Origin of the sequence: Algoriphagus formosus (assembly GCF_002807035.1) — a bacterium.
GTDB lineage: Bacteria > Bacteroidota > Bacteroidia > Cytophagales > Cyclobacteriaceae > Algoriphagus > Algoriphagus formosus.
On record NZ_NIUC01000002.1, the window covers coordinates 800,652 to 819,609 of the forward strand.

General features: G+C 43.5%; 14 protein-coding genes. 4 read left to right on the forward strand and 10 right to left on the reverse strand.

Annotated elements, in window-relative coordinates:
- Positions 1-34: 34 nt before the first annotated feature.
- Complete coding sequence (locus CDH51_RS09660; RefSeq protein ID WP_100629398.1) at positions 35-2,215, forward strand: DUF5916 domain-containing protein; 2,181 nt, start codon at positions 35-37, stop codon at positions 2,213-2,215.
- On the opposite strand, the gene CDH51_RS09665 is transcribed toward CDH51_RS09660, so the two are convergent.
- The 3 genes from CDH51_RS09665 to CDH51_RS09675 all read right to left on the reverse strand — a co-directional run bounded on the left by CDH51_RS09665 (position 2,212) and on the right by CDH51_RS09675 (position 6,242).
- Positions 2,212-2,778, reverse strand: coding sequence for a pyridoxamine 5'-phosphate oxidase family protein (locus tag CDH51_RS09665; RefSeq protein ID WP_100628405.1), 567 nt, complete (start codon positions 2,776-2,778; stop codon positions 2,212-2,214). The genes CDH51_RS09660 and CDH51_RS09665 overlap by 4 nt on opposite strands.
- Positions 2,778-2,960, reverse strand: a complete 183-nt coding sequence (locus tag CDH51_RS09670) for a CPXCG motif-containing cysteine-rich protein (protein WP_026947906.1) — start codon at positions 2,958-2,960, stop codon at positions 2,778-2,780. Before CDH51_RS09670 ends, CDH51_RS09665 begins: the two co-directional genes overlap by 1 nt.
- A 165-nt stretch (positions 2,961-3,125) precedes the next feature.
- Positions 3,126-6,242 (reverse strand): WD40/YVTN/BNR-like repeat-containing protein, encoded by a 3,117-nt coding sequence (locus CDH51_RS09675; protein WP_100628406.1) that lies wholly within the window; start codon positions 6,240-6,242, stop codon positions 3,126-3,128.
- 317 nt (positions 6,243-6,559) lie between these two features.
- Between CDH51_RS09675 and CDH51_RS09680 the strand changes: the two genes are divergently transcribed.
- Positions 6,560-7,636: an ATP-binding protein gene (locus tag CDH51_RS09680; protein WP_449353827.1), complete on the forward strand. Its 1,077-nt coding sequence runs from the start codon at positions 6,560-6,562 to the stop codon at positions 7,634-7,636.
- A 197-nt stretch (positions 7,637-7,833) separates the two neighbouring features.
- On the opposite strand, the gene CDH51_RS09685 is transcribed toward CDH51_RS09680, so the two are convergent.
- From CDH51_RS09685 to CDH51_RS09710, 6 genes are all read right to left on the reverse strand, one after another.
- Positions 7,834-8,946 (reverse strand): hypothetical protein, encoded by a 1,113-nt coding sequence (locus CDH51_RS09685; protein ID WP_100628408.1) that lies wholly within the window; start codon positions 8,944-8,946, stop codon positions 7,834-7,836.
- Positions 8,939-9,598: a hypothetical protein gene (locus CDH51_RS09690; protein ID WP_100628409.1), complete on the reverse strand. Its 660-nt coding sequence runs from the start codon at positions 9,596-9,598 to the stop codon at positions 8,939-8,941. Before CDH51_RS09690 ends, CDH51_RS09685 begins: the two co-directional genes overlap by 8 nt.
- Positions 9,588-10,127 (reverse strand): RNA polymerase sigma factor, encoded by a 540-nt coding sequence (locus tag CDH51_RS09695; protein WP_232724786.1) that lies wholly within the window; start codon positions 10,125-10,127, stop codon positions 9,588-9,590. Before CDH51_RS09695 ends, CDH51_RS09690 begins: the two co-directional genes overlap by 11 nt.
- A 154-nt stretch (positions 10,128-10,281) precedes the next feature.
- The gene (gene clpB, locus CDH51_RS09700; protein ID WP_100628410.1) at positions 10,282-12,906 is read right to left on the reverse strand and encodes an ATP-dependent chaperone ClpB; all 2,625 of its coding nucleotides are present in this window, start codon (positions 12,904-12,906) and stop codon (positions 10,282-10,284) included.
- Positions 12,907-13,094: 188 nt separating this feature from the next.
- Positions 13,095-13,589 (reverse strand): hypothetical protein, encoded by a 495-nt coding sequence (locus CDH51_RS09705; protein WP_100628411.1) that lies wholly within the window; start codon positions 13,587-13,589, stop codon positions 13,095-13,097.
- Between the two features lie 236 nt (positions 13,590-13,825).
- Positions 13,826-15,076, reverse strand: a complete 1,251-nt coding sequence (locus CDH51_RS09710; protein WP_100628412.1) for a dipeptidase — start codon at positions 15,074-15,076, stop codon at positions 13,826-13,828.
- 170 nt (positions 15,077-15,246) lie between these two features.
- Between CDH51_RS09710 and CDH51_RS09715 the strand changes: the two genes are divergently transcribed.
- Both CDH51_RS09715 and CDH51_RS09720 read left to right on the forward strand, forming a co-directional pair.
- Positions 15,247-16,977: an alpha/beta hydrolase-fold protein gene (locus CDH51_RS09715; protein WP_100628413.1), complete on the forward strand. Its 1,731-nt coding sequence runs from the start codon at positions 15,247-15,249 to the stop codon at positions 16,975-16,977.
- A gap of 3 nt (positions 16,978-16,980) precedes the next feature.
- Positions 16,981-17,865 carry an NHL repeat-containing protein gene (locus CDH51_RS09720; RefSeq protein ID WP_100628414.1) on the forward strand — a complete coding sequence of 295 codons (885 nt, stop codon included), beginning with the start codon at positions 16,981-16,983 and terminating at the stop codon, positions 17,863-17,865.
- Positions 17,866-17,936: 71 nt separating this feature from the next.
- Here the strand turns inward: CDH51_RS09720 and CDH51_RS09725 are convergent, their stop codons facing one another.
- The gene (locus tag CDH51_RS09725; RefSeq protein ID WP_100628415.1) at positions 17,937-18,941 is read right to left on the reverse strand and encodes a multidrug DMT transporter permease; all 1,005 of its coding nucleotides are present in this window, start codon (positions 18,939-18,941) and stop codon (positions 17,937-17,939) included.
- Between the last annotated feature and the right edge of the window lie 17 nt (positions 18,942-18,958).

Here is an 18,958-nt window from a genome sequence, read left to right on the forward strand (position 1 = left end):
GCAATCATTCCCCAACTTTGAAGAGCAAATGATGATGCTCAGACTTACAGCTTTCTTTCTTTTTCTCTCAATAATCTGCATTGGACCTGTTCAAGCCCAAAAAATAAACGATTCCTACCGACTCCACATGAAGCGGGCTTCATCTCCAATTTTGATTGATGGAGTGATGGATGAGAAAGCATGGGAAGAGGCCGAGGTGGCCAGTGATTTTTTTATGATTACGCCCATGGACACAAGTTTCGCGCAGGTGCAGACGGACGTCCGGATGACTTACGATGATCAGAATTTATATCTCATCGTGGTCAATCATCACTTGCTGGAAGGCCCCTACATGGTCGAGTCGCTTCGCCGGGATTTTAGTTTTGGGAAAAATGACAATTTCTTACTTTTCATGGACCCCTTTGACGACCAAACCAACGGATTTTCATTCGGGGCGAATGCTGCCGGAGCTCAATGGGATGGAATCATGTTCAACGGAGGCTCGGTAGACCTCAGTTGGGACAACAAATGGACCTCCAAAGTCAGCAATTTCGAAGACAAATGGATATTTGAAGCAGCCATTCCCTTCAAATCCATCCGGTACAAAAAGGGTATCAAAGAATGGGGAATCAACTTTTCCCGCCTTGACCTAAAAGCTACCGAAAAATCAGGCTGGGCTCCTGTACCACGTCAATTTCCTTCGGCTTCCTTGGCTTATACCGGAGTCTTGGTTTGGGATGAAGCACCTCCGGAAGCAGGAGCGAATATTTCTGTCATCCCTTACCTCTTGGGAGGAGTGTCCAAGGATTTCGAATCGGAAAACGAAACTCAATATCGTCGGGAGTTTGGGATGGATGCCAAAATTGCCCTCACTTCCTCCCTGAATCTAGACCTGACGGTAAATCCTGACTTTTCACAAGTCGAGGTGGACAGGCAAGTGACCAATCTGGATCGGTTTGAGCTCTTTTTCCCTGAACGAAGGCAGTTTTTCCTGGAAAACGGAGACCTCTTCGCCAACTTCGGCTATAGTACCATCAGACCTTTTTTTTCCAGAAGAATCGGACTCAATGCCCCGATCCAGTTTGGTGCCCGGCTCAGTGGGAAAATCAACAAAGACTGGCGAATCGGAGCCATGAATATGCAAACAGGAGCGGTGGACAGTGAAGGTCTCCCTTCCCAAAACTTCACAGTACTTGCCTTGCAAAGACAGGTCGGCTCCCGATCCAATATCACCGGAATTCTGATCAACAAACAATCCCTGAATTACAATCCTGATCCGGAATCTGAGCTTCCTGTTTATAGTCAATTCAATCGAAATGTAGGTTTGGAATACAATTTGGCATCTTCCAATAATCTTTGGACAGGAAAAGCCATGGTGCTGAAAAGCTTTGGGCCGGACGGCACTCAGGAGGGTTTTGTTCACGCAGCCAATCTGCGCTATGCATCGGGAAACCTGACTTGGAATTGGCAGCATGAATACGTGTCTGAAAACTATACGGCTGAAGTAGGTTTTGTACCCAGAAATGGCTTTTTCAAAATCAGTCCTACAGTAGGGTACCGCTGGTTTCCCAAAAGCGAAAAAATCCTTTCTCATGGACCGGATGTGGGAACTGCCTTCTTTTTTAATACTACTGGAGAACAAACCGATAATACCACTTATGCTGCATACAATGTGAAATGGAGAAGCCAAAGCACCTTTATGCTCTGGGCAGGCTATGATTTTGTAAAGCTGCAGCGACCTTTTGACCCGACCAATTTCTCAGGAGAAACACTCCCTGCCGGAACCGTTCATACGTGGAGGGCATGGGGCACCGAATATTCCTCCAAGCCGCAAAGCTTGTTCACTTACAGCTTTTCCACACGGATGGGTGGATACTATGCAGACGGGGATCGGTACAACATCAGTACCGAACTGGGCTATCGATTCCAGCCCTATGTGAGTATCGCAATGAGCACCAATTACAACCGAATAGTACTTCCGGAGCCATGGAATACGACCAATTTTTGGCTGGTCGGCCCACGTGTGGATGTGACCATGACCAATACCCTCTTTTTCACTGCATTCGTCCAGTACAACGAGCAGATCAAAAACATCAACCTGAATACCCGCTTCCAGTGGCGATTCCAGCCGGCTTCGGACCTTTTTATCGTGTACACGGATAATTACCTTCCTGCTCCATTCTACACCAAAAACCGATCAATCGTGTTGAAATTCACCTATTGGTGGAATATTTAAGGCACTAGCCAAGTACCCTCCCAATCTTTTTCTTTAGCAAATAGTACTCGAAGGTGCCCTTCTTTGCGAAGCTGCAATACCTCGATTTCCAAAGGCTCCAAGTCCAAAACGGTGAAAAAGTGATTTTCTAAATCTCCTTGGTTCCATCCTTCCTGAGGATTAGAAATGGGAATTCCTGGAGTTTGGACTCCGCTATATTCAGACCTTCGGTGGGTTGGAATGGTCTCCCAAAGTTTTTCAGCCAATTCATTCTGAAAATGGAGCTTAGCCTGAGTCTTTACCCGGATTTGAACCTGCTTTTTGGGATGGTAAAAATGAAGCGTAGCATTCGGATTGGACTTCAAATCTGAACATTTCTCGGATCGGTAATCGGTGTAGACAAAAAAATGAAGTTCCTCACTTACCTTTCTTAGCACCACCGTACGAACTGAGGGAAAATCCCCAGAAACCGTACCCAAATTTACCCAATGAAAGGGGTGCTTCACGTCCAAGGCTCCACGATGCAGCTCATGCTTAACTGCCTGCCAGATTCCTTCCAGCGTTTCTTCTTTTGAAAAAAGCATTATTGTTCGATGGAATTTGCCTCAAAATAAACCAGTTCCCCCTCCTCAAACTCCACCTGAAGCTCGATAGGATTACAGCAAACTTCACAATCCTCAATGTACTCCTGACGAGAAACCGAGGGATCGAGAAGCATAGAAATCTCCTGAAAGCAATGGGGACATTGGAAGAAGTGTTCGTACATGAAAATAAAACAGATGAAGGGGTAAAAAGTTAAGGCCTGGATTTCAAACCCAAGCCTTAACTCAATTTTAGCTATCCTGCTATTCCGAAAGCAGGATAGAAAACTTTTAAGTAAAAATTCCTGCTTCTGGAGAAGCAGAACAGCCAGAACGCTGATTCCTTTTCCTTAATCCTTCTTCGGAACCAAAATCGGAATCTTTTGGTCAATCATGGACTTTTCTAAGGCTTGGGTAGAAGCCATTACCCCTTCAACTTGTGCTTTTACTTTTGAGAAAACACTCAAAAGGTCTTTGGCTCGCTGCTTTTGCCCTTCTGTAATCGGCGGCTCGCCCTCATTGATCGCACCGTAGATATGCAAGAGATCGGCATCCAGTTTATTCGGGAAGTTGATCACATCCTGGAAGGTCTTCTGCTTGGTCTGAATCAATTCTGACTCGGCTTCATCGATGGCTGTCAGTACTTCTTTGGCCTGATTATGCCAAGTCTCGTATTTCTCAGCATCCACTCTTTCTGACAAGTCTTTGATCTGACCTCTAAGGCTTCGCAGGTCTTCCGCCATTTTTCGAGTTGAAATAATAGCTTCCCGAAGATTGGTCAGCTGCGCATACTGCTCTTGATATTGAGCTGCGTTAGCCGTCCACCTTGGGTCGGGTTTAACTTCTAATTCCTTGCTGATTTCCTGGTCTCCGTAGCGCATCACCAACTTGTATTTGCCAGGAATGACCCGCTGGGCTGAAGAACCTATTCCAGAGAAAACTCCTTTCACTGACTCAAAAGAATCCAAACTCAAATCCCAATTCAGTCGATTCATACCCGTTTTCTTTTTGATTTTTCCGGTTTTTGCGTCCGAATCAGTGGTGAATTTGCGAAGCACTTTACCACTCATATCCTGAAATTCGGCTTCCAAAAGCACCGAATCCACATTTCCCTTCAGGTAATACATCACAGAAAATCCGGGATAAGGATTTTGCCCAACTTGGGGATCATTTCCGCGGAAAGCAAAATCACGAATCGCAGCCTCAGGTTCGTACACATAGAAGTCAGCATCAGCAGCAGCTTTCAGTTCATACAGCGGATTCAAATCATCCATCACCCAAAATGCTCTTCCAGAAGTAGCAATGATCATATCATTGTCCTGAATCATCAGGTCATTAATCGGAACTACGGGCAAGTTCTGCTGAAATTTCTCCCATTTTTGACCACCATTGAAAGAGACATAAAGCCCCGTTTCGGTACCTGCATACAGCAAGTCCTTCTGGTTAGGATCTTCCCTTACTACACGAACAAAAGCTTCTTCCGCAATTCCATTCACCATGCGGGTCCAAGTAGATCCGTAATCACTAGACTTAAAAATATGCGGGGTGAAATCATTGTACTTGTAGCTCGTGAAAGCCACATAAACGGTAGCAGGATCATGAGGAGAAACCTCGATCTGATTGACCATGCCTTCCGGCGTATTGGGGATGGTGATATTGGACCAGCTTTGGCCTCCATCCTTGGTGACATGAAGCAACCCATCGTCCGCACCGGCATACAAAACATCTGGAGTATGAGGAGATTCCGCGAGATACATGATCGTATGAAAAACTTCCCCACCTGCCCCCTCATTGGTAATCGGTCCACCGCCATAGTCTAGATGAGCAGGGTCATTCTTGGTCAAGTCAGGAGACACTTCCTCCCAACTCAAACCTCGGTTGGTAGTCTTCAAAATCACATTTCCTGCATGATAGATTACTGAAGGATCATGCTTGGAAGCGATGATAGGAGCATTCCAGTTGAAACGATATTTGACTTCAGCAGGCTTGGAAGCCAAGCCTTGGTAAGGATAGGCCATCACGTCTTTTTCCTGCTTGGTTTTAGCATTCCACTCGGTGATGATACCCTGATAACAACCAGAATAGATATAAATGGGGTTTTCTGGATCAAAAGCCGAAAAAGCAGACTCGCAACCTCCCACTGGATAAAACTCATCCCAGCCAATTCCTGAACCATTGGCACGGGAGGCTAAAGAAACGGATGAATTATCCTGCTGGCCTCCATAAATGCGATAAGGGAATTGCTGATCCACATTTACCCGATAGAATTGAGCGGTAGGCTGATTATCCTGACGGGACCAATTTTTACCGCCATCGATAGACACATTCCCTCCCCCGTCATTGGCGTTGACCATGTATTGGGGATGCTCCGGATTGATCCAAAGCTGATGATTGTCGCCGTGGCGGGTTCGAAGGTTAACAAATGTCTTCCCCCCATCCTTGGACTCCACCAAAGGTGCATTCATGATATACACTGTCTCCGACTCAGTTGGGTGAGCCAAAATATGCATGTAATACCAAGAGCGTGCACGAAGCAACCGGTCTTCATTTACCAATTTCCAGGTTTTCCCCGCATCATTAGATCGGTAAAGCCCACCGTCTTCGGCTTCGATGATAGCCCAGACAATATTATTATTGGCCCGGGAAACGGATATTCCGATTTTTCCCATGACTCCTTTTGGCAGGCCTTCGCTGAGTTTGGTCCAGGTTTTTCCCATATCCGAGGACTTGTAGATTCCTGAACCGGGACCTCCACTCTGTACTTTCCAAGGAAAACGACGGTGATCCCAATAGGCTGCATAGATCATCCGGGGATTAGTCATATCCATGCTGAGATCCGAAACACCGGAATTTTCATTCACATAATGAACTTTTTCCCAAGTTTCCCCTCCGTCTTCCGAGCGGTAGATTCCCCGGGCATCGGTCGCGCCGTAGGGACTTCCCTGTCCGCCTACGATGACTAGGTCAGGATTGCTTGGATGAACAACTATCTTCGAAATCTGTCGAATCTCAGAAAGCCCCATATGCTTCCAGGTCTTTCCTCCATCAACTGATTTGTACACTCCGTCTCCATGGGAAGTCATGACTCCTCTGACAGGCGCTTCGCCCATTCCGACATAGACTACATTTGGATCGGACTCCGCAACGGTGATGGCACCCACGGATGCCGTACCAAAGAATCCGTCTGAAACATTGAACCAGCTTTCTCCGGCATCGGTGGTTTTCCATACTCCACCGACTGAGCCTTGATAGAAAGTCATGGGTTCCTGAACGACTCCTGCCACGGCCGTCGCCCGACCTCCCCTGAAAGGACCGACAAGACGAAATTCCATGGCATTGTAAAGTGCGGTATCATAAGTGGCTTCTTGAGCCGGCTCAGATTTCTTTTTGGATTTCTGTGAAAAGGCACTTTCGGGTGAAAAAAGCAAAAGCAACCCTAGCAAAAGGGGGCTGAATTTTAAATGCATGATTGATTGGGTTTGGTGGTAAGCAGTAAGTTACAAAAGGCTGGGAAAAATGAGTACAGAAAACAAAAATTAGCTTTTCTAAAAAATATATAATTGACGGAATTTACATGAATTGAGTCAATTGACTAACGGAATTTACGTTAATTGCGTCAGTCTACTGACGGAATTTACATTAATTGCGTCAGTTTAATTTGGATTTATTGAATGAATAAGTCAATTTTGGATTGATATTCAGTTATTTAACACATTCAATGGTAATTTATCCAAGAGGGATTCGATCGGTTTTCGAAAAAAAGCTCAAGCCAAACAAGGTACTGATGCTGATCGGGCCAAGGAGAGTAGGTAAGACTGCCTTTATTCGAACATATATTTCTCAATGGAAATCAGAGGAAACACTGATTCTGAACGGTGATGACGTCACAGATGCAGCACTGGTAAAGGAAAGGTCCGTCGCAAATTATACCCGATTACTGGCAGGTAAAAAACTGCTGGTCATCGACGAAGCGCAGCATATTCCTGATATCGGAATGATTCTAAAGCTAATTGTAGATACCATCGAGGGAATTCATGTGATCGCTACGGGATCATCTGCTTTTGACCTGCATCAGCAAGTAGGCGAGCCATTGGTCGGACGGAAAAATACCCTTTACCTATTTCCTTTGGCTCAGATGGAATTCAAGGAGCGGGAAGATTACAAGACTACACTTGAAAAGCGTGAGGAACGACTCATTTTTGGAGGCTATCCCGAATTGATTCAATATCCCACGTGGAAAGACAAAGAGGATTACCTGTACCAAATCATGAATGATTACCTACTGAAGGACATTTTGATGGTGGACGGAATCAAAAACTCCGAGAAGCTTTATTCCTTGTTGAGACTTATTGCCTTTCAGGTCGGAAAAGAAGTCTCACTGGAAGAGCTGGGTCGCCAGCTCAGCATGTCAAAAAACACGGTAGAAAGGTATCTCGATATGCTATCCAAAGTTTTTGTGGTGTACCGAATCGGCGGATTCAGTAAAAATCTAAGGAAGGAAATCGTCAAAAACAGCCGTTGGTATTTTTATGACAATGGGGTACGAAATGCCTTGATCCAGAACTTCAATCGCCTGAATCTAAGGACGGATGTGGGCGAACTTTGGGAAAATTATTTAGCAGCCGAGCGCCTTAAATTCCAGAGTTATACTCAAATACACTGCAACAATTACTTCTGGAGGACTTACGATCAGCAAGAATTGGATTGGGTAGAAGAAGAAGGTGATCAATTGAGAAGCTATGAGTTCAAATACTCTTTAAATAAAACCCCAAAAGCCCCGGCTGCTTGGTCAAAAGCCTATCCGGATGCAAGTTTTGAGGTAGTTCATTCGGGGAATTATTTGGATTGGATTGGGGGGTGAAACAGCCTCCGATATGCTTTTAAAACTCATTTTAAAAAAGGAATTAGATTAACTCTATCTACACAGCTAGATTCCGCATTTAAAATAAATAGGCTTCAAATGCAGATTTTATTTTAAGCTTTATCTAAACAGTTCCATTCTCTTGAAATCTATAACCATAAAGGGAATTAACCAGAAAGGAAACCCAAGACCTCAAATTATCTCCCAGGAATTAAAGGAAAAGTGATTCCTATTGAATTTATCCAGTCACTATCATTAGAGCCTACAAAAACCTCATACTTGATCCTGAATGAAGATTTTACCAGTACATCCAAACCGAACTTATTTTTATTAAACTCAAAAAATGAGCCTGTATCATCACCAACATACCTACCATAAAAAATACTTACAGGTGTATCTTTGACCCCGAAAAGCCAGCCAACATTTATGAATGAGGAGTTTTCTAATTGAACTTTATTTTCTTGGTTTCGGCTGAAAAACTGGTAAAATTCGGCTCCAATAAATGCTCCGTGCTTAAATTGTGTCCATTTATTGAATTTATTGGTTTTGAACACCAAAGAAACCTCTTCTCTGAAAGGAAACTGATCCCCTAGCAAACTAGCTCCCATACTTATATCAAAGTCGATGGTAGCGCCATTTGCCTCGAAGTTACCATAAGTAACTATCCCAAGCTTCCCAGTTTCATCGATTTTTATGTCTTTATTGAATGTTCTCTTTTCATATTTTTTAAACCATTCTTTTTCGACCATTTCTTTCTTGATTACCTCTGAAAATCCAGCATCTTTCAACACCAAAAGTTCATCTATTTCTCCTACATATAAATTCACCTCTAGCATCTCTGGCTGATAAGTAAAAATAACCTCATGGCGGAAGGTTGGTAATACCTCTCCGTCAAAATTCTTGAATCGTATCTCATTCCTTTCTATGACCCGAATTTGTTTTGTTCCGGGACTAAAGCGGATTTGGTAAGAATTTTTACTAAAATCCAAATCTAGTTTAGCTATGAACTCTAGAAAAGAGTCAATGTCTTTCTCAAAACCAGCAAACTCTTCGAAAGCAGTAATGTTCAATGCTACGAAAGACAATTTTTTCTGCCCTTCCAAGTAAATCGCCAAAGAATCGTTCACCCTTCTCAGTTCAATTTCATCCTCATAGTAAGATCTTTCAGCAGATTTATAATTGATGCTTTCCTTTGGTTGAATGAGGTTGTATTCAGGATAAAGTGGCGGATTAGTCTCACCAGTCTGGGCGAATGAACGAAAAACTGTCAAAAGCAAAAAGCTGATAAAGATTAGGCTAGTTTTATTCATTTATTCTTTTGTTTAGTTGATTATAGATGGAAGTCGGATTTTGCTTTGCAGATGCTTCCATGGGGTAGCCCTGCAATTCACGCAAAAGATTAAATTTTTCTACAACCATGGTTTGATCTGGAACATTCTCCTTATCCATTTTTTGGAGATTTCTTTTCAACCGCATAGCCGCTGGACTCAATTTCTTCTCTTCATGCAAGTCACTATATAACTGCTCGTTAGAAGCGATTTCGAGCGGTTTTATAGGTTCAGCGACAATGCTTTTGAAAATCGATATTTCATCAGAAAACACTGCTTTTGTCTCTGGCTGCTTTGCTATTTCTTTTACCTCAGTTTTCTGCACAGGAATTCTTCTCTCAATCAAATCTGGAACTTGAAAGTCCAAAACTGGATTTTCAAGTTCTGGAAAATCATGAACTGAATTGCTAGCTATCAAGTCGATTTCTTGACCTGCGATTTCAACAGGTTTTGAATTTTTTAGCAAAGAGAGACCGAAACCAAGAATCACCATTGCGGCTACCATCCACGGCCAAAAAAGCCTCAATTTCGATTTTTTTCGGGTTTGAATTTTTTCCCAAATCATCTCCTTCCGAAAATCGATATCTTCGGGCAAGGCAGCTTTCTTGTCAATATTTTTTATATCAAGAGGCATAATTCAATCCTTTTTTAATGATGGTTTCTTTCAAAGCAGCTTTTGCTTTGCTCAGTTGAGACTTGGATGTACCTTCTGTGATTCCCAACTTCTCTGCGATTTCTTTGTGGGTGTATCCTTCTATTTCAAATAGATTGAATACGGTCCGATAGCCCTCGGGCAACTGGAGAATCAATCCAAACAGCGTATCCGCACTCAACATGTCAATGACATCTTCATGAGTGGATATCAGAGATTCATCCGGCTCAACCATGAGCGGGGCTTTATTCTGCTTTCGCAAAAACATCAAGCATTCGTTGATCAAAATCCGCTTGAGCCAAACTTCAAAAGAGGCCTCACTTCGGTATTCAAAACTGTCCAAATTGGCGAAGGCTTTGGTAAATCCGGTGCTCAAAAGATCCTCTGCATCTTCCTGAATCCTCACATATCGCAGGCATAGCAAAAACATCTGACGGGCATAGCTATCGAAAATAGTTCGCTGTGCTTTAGGATCTCCCCGCCTTGCTTTATTGATGATTTTTGCCTCCAAGCCAAATTAGATTTTACTTTCAATCTTAAAAATGTAATAAAGAAGGCTAAGGTTGCCTGGACACACTACTTTTTTAAAAATTATTTTAATTGGATAAAAAATAACCCCCGATCTCTTTATAAAATCGGGGGTTGAAATGAGGATTAGCTTGGATTTACTCCACCTCGACAGCAGTGTCTACATTTTTGAAGTAAACCTGCTTATCGGCGTCCAAGTCAACCAAAACAGCCGAGTCATTTTTGATGTAGCCTGCCAAAATCTGCTTGGAAAGCTCATTCAAGATCAAACGCTGCATGGTTCGCTTGAGCGGTCTTGCACCAAATTGTGGATCAAAGCCGACTTCGCCTAAGTAATCCAAAACTTCTTTCGTAGCCTCAATCTCGATATGGGACTCGGCCAGACGGTTTTGAATTTCTCTCCATTGGATATCGACAATCTTCCGGATGATCTGCTTATTCAACGGTTCAAACATAATCGTTTCATCGATTCGGTTTAGGAATTCTGGTCGTACGGACTTTTTGAGCAGGTCAAATACTTCCGATTTGGTTTTTTCCAAAACCTCTTCCTTATTCCAATCCTCCATGGATGCGAATCGCTCCTGAATAAGATGAGAACCAATATTAGTCGTCATGATAATGATCGTATTCTTGAAATTAGCGATCCGGCCTTTATTGTCCGTCAATCGCCCATCATCCAATACTTGTAGAAGAATGTTGAAGACATCCGGATGGGCCTTTTCGATCTCGTCAAGCAAGATTACTGAGTATGGCTTTCTTCTTACCGCTTCAGTCAACTGACCGCCTTCATCGTAGCCCACGTATCCCGGAGGCGCCCCTACCAATCGGCTGACGGCATGTCGCTCTTGATATTCGGACATATCGATTCTCACCATCGCGTTTTCATCATTGAAGAGATATTCGGCTAAGGCTTTCGCTAATTCAGTTTTACCTACACCGGTCGTACCCATGAAGATAAAGCTACCAATCGGACGCTTCGGGTCCTGCAAACCTGCCCGACTTCTACGTACGGCATCGGAAAGCGCTGCAATTGCTTCTTTCTGACCTGCCACTCGTCGGCCCAATTCATCCTCCAAATGCAGTAATTTCTCCCGCTCGGATTGGATCATCTTTGAAACCGGAATTCCGGTCCATTTGGAAACGACTGTGGCAATATCTTCCTGATCAACCTCCTCTTTCAAAAGAGGAGACCCTGCCTGCATTTCGGCTAATTGGGATTTGAAGGATTCTAGCTTTTTCTCAGCTTCTCCGATTTTACCGTATCGGATTTCAGCCACTTTACCAAAATCTCCAGCCCGCTCGGCTTGCTCTGCTTCCAGCTTGAACTTATCGATATTCTCTTTTTCACGCTGAATACCCATGATGACCGCTTTCTCGCTTTCCCACTTGGCCTTTACAGACTGTCGCTTTTCGGAAAGCTCAGCGATTTCTTTGCTCAAAAGAGCCTCTTTATCCTTGTTCTTTTCTCTTCGGATCGCCTCGCGCTCGATTTCCAACTGCATGATTCGACGGTTTAGCTCATCCAATTCCTGAGGCAAGGAGTCAATTTCCATTCGAAGTTTGGCGGCAGCCTCATCCATCAAATCGATAGCCTTATCAGGCAAAAATCGATCAGAAATATATCGTTGCGACAATTCCACCGCAGCAATGACAGCATCATCCTTGATCCGTACACCGTGGTGAAGCTCGTATTTGTCTTTGATTCCTCTTAGAATGGAAATCGCATCTGCTGCATCCGGCTCATCTACGATCACAGCCTGGAATCTACGCTCCAGTGCTTTGTCCTTCTCAATGTATTTTTGATACTCTTTCAAGGTAGTGGCTCCGATAGCATGGAGTTCGCCACGAGCCAAAGCTGGCTTGAGCAAGTTGGCAGCATCCATGGCTCCTTCTCCTCCACCTCCGGCTCCGATCAAGGTATGTATCTCATCGATAAAGAGAATAATCTCCCCATCAGAATCGGTCACCTCCTTGATCACTGCCTTTAGTCTTTCCTCAAATTCACCTTTGTATTTGGCACCTGCGACAAGCAAGCCCATATCCAGTGAGATCAAGGTTTTACTTTTCAAATTTTCCGGTACATCACCAGAGACGATTCGCTGCGCGAGTCCTTCGACAATAGCCGTCTTACCCACACCTGGCTCACCGAGTAGAATGGGGTTGTTTTTGGTTCGTCGCGCCAAGATCTGCAGCACCCGTCTGATTTCTTCATCACGGCCAATTACCGGGTCGATTTTACCCTTTTTGGCCAATTCGTTCAGGTTTTTGGAGTATTTCTCCAAAGCCCTGTACTTGCTTTCTGCGTTGGGATCAGTCACTTTATTTCCTTTTCTTAGTTCCTTGATAGCTTCGATCAGCGGCTTTTCAGCCATTCCCTGATCTTTCAGTAGTTGTGCGGTTGCATCGCTTCCTGCCAAAATCCCCAAGAGCAAATGCTCAATGGCGACATATTCATCTCCAAAAGTCTTCAGGTAGTCCCTTGCTTTAGTTAAAGCCTGATTGGCAGCACCGGATAAATAGGGCTGCTGATTAGCACCGCTGACTTTAGGAAGTTTGCCCAATTGCTCCTCGAGCTTTTGGGTTAGTTGTTGCTTATTGGCACCGAGTTTTTTTAAGACAAAATCGGTGACATTTTCGTCCTCAGAGAAGATTCCTTTTAGCAAGTGTGCTGGCTCAATGGTGGGCTGCCCCATGCTCATTGCCAACTCAACTGCCTTCTGAATCGCCTCCTGAGATTTAATGGTAAATTGTTTGAAATCCATGTATTGCTAGTGGTTTAGTTCCTTTATTTTTGATTACAATCATCTATCAGCAAATCCATCTCCAATTCATTTTTTCGGTCAAAATGTCTGAAAAAGAGCTTTCTTTAGATAAAAATGTGAAATTTTGGCATAAAAATACCCCCTGATCAAATGAACAGGGGGAGAAAATGATTTAAGAGAATTTCAGATCAATTATTAGACTTGAGCATTTCTTTGGCTGGCGGAGCTTTTTTATTTGCCATGGATTGGCCTGCAATCAAAGAAGGAAAAAATAAGCGAATCCAGTGCCTATCTACCGTGTAAAAAAGAGTAGACATGCCGTCTGAAACTTGTCTGATAGACGCTTCATCCCTTGCAGCCACCCATTCCGGATCCAAAGCCTTAAACATCCGGCTCATCGGCTGATAAGATCCGTCCGTTTTTTGGATATAAACAGGGTTTGACAACTGACCATTTTGGATGGTAGCTTTGCCTAAATAGCAATCACTCTGACCGTCCATAATTACCGAAATCACTACTTCATACTCCCCGTCGGTGGGTAGATCTGCACCACGATTGTAAAATTCAATGTAATAATCCGAGTAGCAGCCCTTTACGCCTTGTTTGAAAATACTGCTTTCTTCCTGAGCATGAACTGTAAAATATGTCAGGATTGTGGCTAGAATTAAAAGAGATCGTTTCATACGCTAATGATTAAAATAAAATTTTTTTTATTTTGAATTACGTAATTAAATCTGAAAAATCATTTCTGATTGAAGAAGTTTTCCAAAATCTGGGCACAAAAAAACTTCTGATCAAAATCGAACAGAAGTTTCTTGTTTAATTTTAGCTTGACCTTGACCTAAACTTATTTCTAAAATAAATTCAGCTCAGCGTAAAAACGCTTTTACTTGGTTCAGCTTCCTTTTAAAATCTTTTTCTACCCTTGGCTAGCGGCATAATCCTCTACCGCTTTCCAAACACGGAAGATATTTTTGTAGCAAATTTTCTCAATATCCTCCTTAGAATACCCTCTTTTCAAAAGCTCAGCAATCAGATTGGGGAACATGGAAACATCCTTCAGCCCAGTAGGTAAGGAGTCTCCTACCCCATCAAAATCCGACCCAAACCCTACATGATCAATCCCTACTAAATTCACCACATGATCAATATGGTCGGCTACTCGCTGAACGGTAGGAAAAGGGTTGTTTGCGGCCGAATATTCCGCCGCATAGGCTCTGAATGCCGAATCGCTGCGACTAAGACCATTGTCTACCATGTAATTCACCAAATGCTCCCGAACCTTGGACGAACCTGCGGCATAGGCAGAATCAATGAATGTTCCTCCAAAATTGATCATCATCACTCCACCATTTTCTGCCATGGCCGTGATCAATTCATCACTCATATTCCGCTCAAAACCGGGAGTGAATTTTCTAGCTGAAGAATGGGAAGCAATTACTGGCACTTTAGTAATCGCCAATGCATCCCGGAAGGTATTGTCCGACACATGGCTCAAGTCCACCATAATTCCCACACGGTTCATTTCAGCAACTACCTGCTCTCCATATTCACTCAAACCTCCATGAGTCCCGGTAGTATCATAGCTGGCATCGCCGATCAGATTATCCTTCCCATGAGTCAATGTGATGTATCGAATTCCTCTTTTGTGAAAGTATTCTACGTTGGCCAAGTCATCTTCTAGGCCGGAGCCATTTTCCATCCCCATGGGCAGGGAGATCAGTCCTTTTTCAAAATTAGCCTCAACATCAGCCGGGCTGTAGGCCATGGCAAACTTATCGGGGAAAGTATTGGCCAGTCGTTCCGTCATCAAAATCAAGGAATCCGCCAGCGCTTTGGAAGCTCCTGGAATAGCCTGATTTCCTGCCGGAATATAAATTGACATGAATGGGGCATCCAAACCGCCCTCCTTGGAGCGAGGATAGTCAAAATTTCCATCAGGAGTTCGAACAGAAACGTCCAAAATTTCTCGCTGAAGGGTAAAACCTCCTACTTTCATTCGATAAGGAAGATCCACATGTCCATCGACCATGATGGTGGATTGGGCTATCTCCTGCGCCAGTTCCAGGCGTTCAGCATCAGAAAGTTGCGTGTAGTCTATTTCGGGATTTTTCGGCTCGCAAGAGAATAGGAGTCCTGCGGCGGCAATAAGGCTTAAATATTTGTTCATAATGTGGTTTTTCTATGATGGTAAGATACTAGCTTTCTGACACAACTAGCCAAAATATCCACAAATGGTGGATTATACCGAAGAAATGTCTATTGATGGTTTAAATTTTGTCCCTTCGCCAAATAAACAATTGATTTTGTGTAAATTCCATCACATTAAATGCAGCGTCTATGAAAAATCTTCTCTTGGTGATTTTGGCCGTTTTCCTACTTGCCTCCTGCCAATCACCCAGTAATTCAAACATATCAGTCTCCATTGCCTCAGAGCTTCAGGAGGATGTCAAAGATGGGCGCCTTTTGTTGATTTTCTCCACCAATCATGAGGCCGAACCACGATTCGGTATCAGTGACAATGTAAGAACCAATCAGGTTTTTGGGATGGATTTTGAAAATTATCAGTCAGGCGAAAGTATAGATTTTGACACGGAGAGTTTTGGCTATCCAATCGAATCACTTTCGGAGATACCGGAAGGAGAGTACACTGTTCAGGCTTTTATTCAAAAGCATGAAACCTTCGTCAGATCAGACGGCCACACCGTCAAATTACCCATGGATCAGGGAGAGGGAAGACAATGGGCACGAGCCCCGAAAAATATTTATTCCACACCAAAAAAAATCAATTGGAACGGCAATTCCAGCCTCGAATTGGAGATCGATCAAATCATCCCCCCTGTCAGCGAACCAGAAGACACCGAGTACATCAAGCACATCAAAATCAAAAGCGAATTGCTCTCCGAGTTTTGGGGAAGGGATATGTATCTAGGTGCACACGTATTACTTCCGGAGGGCTTTGATGAAAACCCCAACCAATATTATCCTTTGATGGTATTTCATGGACATTTTCCTTCAGATTTTGGCGGCTTTCGCACGATTCCACCTGACCCAGAGCTGGGAGAGGATGATTACAGTGCACGATTTGGGATCTATGGATATGAAAAAATGCAGCAGCAGGAAGCTTATGATTTCTATCAGCAATGGATTTCACCGGATTTTAAGCGCTACATCGTGATTGAAATCCAACATGCTAATCCTTACTATGATGATAGCTATGCGGTAAACTCCGAAAATCTGGGTCCTTATGGTGATGCCATTACCTATGAATTAATTCCACATATCGAGGAGCAATTCAGAGGTATCGGAGAAGGTTGGGCAAGATTTCTTTATGGTGGATCTACCGGCGGATGGGAGGCACTTGCTGTTCAGGTCAAATATCCTGACGAATACAATGGCTGTTTTGCGGCTTGTCCTGATCCGATTGATTTTAGGGCCTACACTTCTGTAAATATCTATGAGGATGAAAATGCCTATTACCAAGATGGACATTTCAGAAAAACCCTTCGTCCCGGTCATCGGAACTATCTTGGCCATGTAGATGCTATGCTAATAGACATGAATCACAGGGAACTGGCCTTAGGCGGAACGAAGAGCCGTTCTGGAGATCAATTTGACATCTGGCAGGCAGTTTTTTCCCCTGTTGGAGAAGATGGGTATCCAATTCCCATTTGGGATAGATACACGGGTGAAATCGATTCGGAAGTGGCTGAATATTGGAAGGAAAATTACGATCTTCGCTATATCATGGAGCGGGAGTGGAGTACTTTAGGTCCCAAACTCGAAGGTAAGGTGCATATTTACTGCGGAGATATGGACAATTACTATTTAAACAACGCGGTGTACTTAACAGAGGATTTTCTGGAGAATACCGAAAACCCTTACTATGGAGGTGAGGTTGCTTATGGTGATCGCGCCGAGCACTGCTGGAATGGAGATCCGGATTTGCCAAACTATATCACCAGATTGCGATACAACACCATGTATTTGGACAAAATCCAAAAGCGCCTAGAAGCATCAGCACCATCAAACTTTAACTTGAATAACTGGACTTTAACTAAAAACAACTAAATCATGCGAACTTATTTAAAAACAGCGATTTATGGAATCGGAGCAACCATGCTTTTTGCTCAATGCTCCCCACAAAAAACTACTGAAACTGAAGAGCCCATGGTCGAAGAAGAGGTAAAAACACCAAGCTTAACGATGCTTTGGGAATCAGAGGCTAGCCTTGAAACTGTGGAATCTGTCCTCTATGATCCCTCCTCAGGTAAAATTTACACTTCCAATATTTTCGGACAAAACCCACAGGAAAAAGATGGAAACGGTACCATTTCAATCCTGGGCACGGATGGAAGTATTGTAGAGCAGACTTGGGTCAGCGGATTGAACGCTCCAAAAGGAATGGCCATTGCCAATGGAAATCTGTATGTAACAGATATCGATGAATTGGTAGAAATCAACTTGGAGTCAGGAGAAATTACAAACAAGTGGACCGTAGAAGGAGCTGAATTCCTCAATGATGTCGCATCGCACAATGGCGTAGTGTATTTCACTGACATGAATACCGGCAAAGTTCACAGTTATCAAGATGGAGCAATCAGCACCGTATCAGAAGGACATGATTCCATCAACGGAATCGCCGTGGGTGCAGATGGGACCATCTATGGCTTGGATGCTTCCGGTTTGAAAAAATGGAATGCCGATGGGACTACAGAAATCCTCAATTCCGCCGTCACAGGAGGAGATGGACTAGTCGTTTTAGGAGATGGAAACTTTGTGGCTTCCAGATGGCAAGGGGAAATCTGGTTTGCTTCTGCCGAGGATCAAACCAAAATGCTAGATACCAAAGCTGAAGAATCCAATACAGCTGACATTGGATACAATCCTTCCGAAATGGTGGTTTATGTTCCAACCTTCTTCAAAAATAAGGTGGTCGCGTACAAATTAGATTATTGATCAAACCAGTTTTGATCCAAATCAGATCGGATCAATTGATAGGCTCGTCTTGTCAATTGATCCGATTTTTTTTAAATCAGTCGACTGAGAATAATCAATCCCAAACCCATCAGAAAGAAGACAAACATCATAATCAATTGTGGAAAAGTCCCTTTTGGAGCATCCTTGAACTCTTTCCAAATAAAAACTCCCCAAGCGGCTGCCACCATGGTAGCGCCTTGCCCTAGTCCATAGGATATGGCAAAACCCGCTTTTTCCCCGGAAATCACATTCAATACCATCCCCAAACACCAAATGAGCCCACCAAGCCATCCAATGCTATGAAGTTTTAAATTACCAAGTCGAAAGTAATCCGAATACGTGACGGGCTGTCCTTGGATAGGTTTATACATGAAAAATGAATTCCAAAGAAAATTGGAACCCAAAACACCCAATGAAAAAATAAAGACAGCAGTATAGGGAGTCATCAAGCCTTCAGCAGGATTGCTAAAGTCGGTAGAAATCGATGCTGCTACAAAGCGATAGAAAAAGCCCATCAAAATACCGCCAGCCAAGGCCAGCAAGATACCCTTGATAGGAGGTTGATTTTGACTTGCAGTGAGATTGCGATAAGCCAGAGCATCTAGTATAATAGCGATTACAACCAAGGCCACTCCCAAAAAGAGTAACACCGGATTGCCAAGCGGGTCTGCCAGGTAATTGATCAACACTCCCAAAACCAAGGCAATTCCAATACCAACGGGAAAGGCTACAGCCATACCCGCAATATCGATAGCAGCTACGATCAGGAGATTGGCCAGATTGAAGATAATCCCGCCCAATATCGCTGAGCCTATGGAACTTGAACTCGCTTGAGATAAGTCTTCAAAAAACGGTCTTCCCTCAGAGCCCATTGATCCCATGGTAAGACCTAAAATGAGTGAGGCAAGTACAATTCCAATTGCGTAATCCCAATAAAACAAGGGAAATGACCATGATTTAGATGCAAGTTTCTGGGTGTTTGCCCAGGAACCCCAGCAAAGCATGGTGATAAAGCAAAAGAATACTGCCAGGAGATAGGATTCAGGAAAAAACATAGCTTGGGTTTTAGATT

Excerpts from the sequence above, each read along its gene's own strand:
- CDH51_RS09720 (WP_100628414.1), top strand. The coding sequence starts at position 16,981 with ATGCGAACTTATTTAAAAACAGCGATTTATGGAATCGGAGCAACCATG.
- CDH51_RS09710 (WP_100628412.1), bottom strand. The coding sequence starts at position 15,076 with ATGAACAAATATTTAAGCCTTATTGCCGCCGCAGGACTCCTATTCTCT.
- CDH51_RS09685 (WP_100628408.1), bottom strand. The coding sequence starts at position 8,946 with ATGAATAAAACTAGCCTAATCTTTATCAGCTTTTTGCTTTTGACAGTT.
- CDH51_RS09665 (WP_100628405.1), bottom strand. The coding sequence starts at position 2,778 with ATGCTTTTTTCAAAAGAAGAAACGCTGGAAGGAATCTGGCAGGCAGTT.
- CDH51_RS09705 (WP_100628411.1), bottom strand. The coding sequence starts at position 13,589 with ATGAAACGATCTCTTTTAATTCTAGCCACAATCCTGACATATTTTACA.
- CDH51_RS09675 (WP_100628406.1), bottom strand. The coding sequence starts at position 6,242 with ATGCATTTAAAATTCAGCCCCCTTTTGCTAGGGTTGCTTTTGCTTTTT.
- CDH51_RS09680 (WP_449353827.1), top strand. The coding sequence starts at position 6,560 with ATGCTGATCGGGCCAAGGAGAGTAGGTAAGACTGCCTTTATTCGAACA.
- CDH51_RS09690 (WP_100628409.1), bottom strand. The coding sequence starts at position 9,598 with ATGCCTCTTGATATAAAAAATATTGACAAGAAAGCTGCCTTGCCCGAA.
- CDH51_RS09670 (WP_026947906.1), bottom strand. The coding sequence starts at position 2,960 with ATGTACGAACACTTCTTCCAATGTCCCCATTGCTTTCAGGAGATTTCT.
- CDH51_RS09725 (WP_100628415.1), bottom strand. The coding sequence starts at position 18,941 with ATGTTTTTTCCTGAATCCTATCTCCTGGCAGTATTCTTTTGCTTTATC.
- CDH51_RS09660 (WP_100629398.1), top strand. The coding sequence starts at position 35 with ATGCTCAGACTTACAGCTTTCTTTCTTTTTCTCTCAATAATCTGCATT.
- clpB (WP_100628410.1), bottom strand. The coding sequence starts at position 12,906 with ATGGATTTCAAACAATTTACCATTAAATCTCAGGAGGCGATTCAGAAG.
- CDH51_RS09715 (WP_100628413.1), top strand. The coding sequence starts at position 15,247 with ATGAAAAATCTTCTCTTGGTGATTTTGGCCGTTTTCCTACTTGCCTCC.